This window comes from Pseudogracilibacillus sp. SO10305 (assembly GCF_037072005.1).
Classification (GTDB): Bacteria; Bacillota; Bacilli; order Bacillales; family Amphibacillaceae; genus Pseudogracilibacillus; species Pseudogracilibacillus intestinigallinarum.
Genome location: NZ_JAXHDE010000037.1, coordinates 1 through 1597, shown reverse-complemented (window position 1 = coordinate 1597; position 1597 = coordinate 1). Strand labels below are relative to the sequence as shown.

The following is a 1597-nucleotide window of genomic DNA, read 5'->3' as shown; positions in this document are numbered from 1 at the left end:
CTAACGCTTTAATTTCTTCAATTAATTTCGGCACGACATCAAATAAGTCGCCAACAATCCCGTAATCTGCCACATTGAAAATATTCGCTTCCGGGTCTTTGTTAATTGCTACGATTACTTTCGAGTTCGACATACCTGCTAAGTGTTGGATTGCTCCTGAAATACCAACTGCGATATAAAGGTCTGGTGTAATAACTTTACCAGTTTGTCCAATTTGTAAAGAATAGTCACAGTATTCCGCATCACATGCTCCACGTGACGCCCCTACTGCCCCGCCTAAAAGATCTGCTAGTTCATATAAAGGCTCAAATCCTTCTTCACTTTTCACGCCACGTCCACCAGCGATAACGACGCTCGCTTCAGACATGTCCACACCTTCTGCTTTTTTACGGATAACTTCTTTAACGATTGTACGTAAATCTTTTACATCCACATCTTTAGCTGAAACATCTCCTGAACGTCCTTCATCTTTTTCAAGTGCTGGGATGTTATTAGGACGAATTGTCGCAAAAACAATTCCATCTTTCATTTTCTTCTCTTCAAATGCTTTACCTGAATAGATTGGACGTGTAAATACAACATCATCCCCATCTACTTTTATATCAATTGCATCTGAAACTAATCCGATTTCTAAACGGCCTGCAATTTTTGGTGTAACATCTTTCCCAATTGCAGTATGACCCATTAATACAGCATCTGGGGATTCTTCGTCCATCACTTCTAAAATGACTTGTCCGTAACCTTCAGATGTATAGTTTTCTAAATTATCATGTGATACTGTAATTACACGGTCTGCTCCATGATGAATCATTGCATTCGCTTCTGATTCTTGTACATCTTTTCCTAATAATAAGCCGACAACTTCTGCACCTTCTTCTATTTTACGTGCTGCTGCAATCGCTTCAAAACTTACATTACGTAATACTCCGTCTACCGATTCACCAATTACTAAAATTTTTCCCATTGTATACGTCTCCTCTCTATCGTCCGATTAAAGTACTTTTGCTTCGTTTCGTAATAATGATACAAGCTCTTTTACTTGATCATCGATTTCACCTTCTAAAATTCTTCCCGCTTCTTTTTCAGGTGGTAGGAAAATGTTCACTGTTTCTGTTTTTGCTTCTACATCATCTTCATCTAAATCAAGGTCATCAATTTCTAGTTCTTCTAATGGTTTCTTTTTCGCCTTCATAATTCCTGGTAATGATGGATAACGTGGTTCGTTTAAACCTTGTTGGCACGTCACTAATACTGGTAAAGAAACTTCGATTTTCTCTAAGTCTCCTTCCACGTCTTTTTCAATATTCGCTTTGCCATCTTCAATATCTAATCCGACAATTGTCGTTACATAAGGAATATCTAATTTTTCCGCTAAACGAGGACCAACTTGTCCACTCGCTTCATCGATTGCGACGTTTCCAGCTAAAATTAAATCTACTTCTTTATCTTCGAAAAACGCTTCCAAAATTTTCACCGTTGTAAATTGGTCGCCTTCTTCTAAATCATCTTCTGTATTAATTAAAACAGCTTTGTCCGCACCCATTGCAAGCGCAGTACGTAACTGTTTTTCAGAGTCTTCATCTCCAATTGTGACAAC

Annotated in this window: 2 protein-coding genes; both read right to left on the bottom strand. The window is 38.2% G+C overall.

Features of this window, described 5'->3' with window-relative positions; genetic code table 11:
- A partial coding sequence (locus tag SPD45_RS14325; protein WP_336268458.1) for an electron transfer flavoprotein subunit alpha/FixB family protein occupies positions 1 to 964 on the bottom strand: 964 nt, incomplete at its 3' end.
- A gap of 27 nt (positions 965 to 991) precedes the next feature.
- Positions 992 to 1597 (bottom strand): electron transfer flavoprotein subunit beta/FixA family protein (locus tag SPD45_RS14320; RefSeq protein WP_336268457.1); only part of this gene is annotated, 606 nt, incomplete at its 5' end.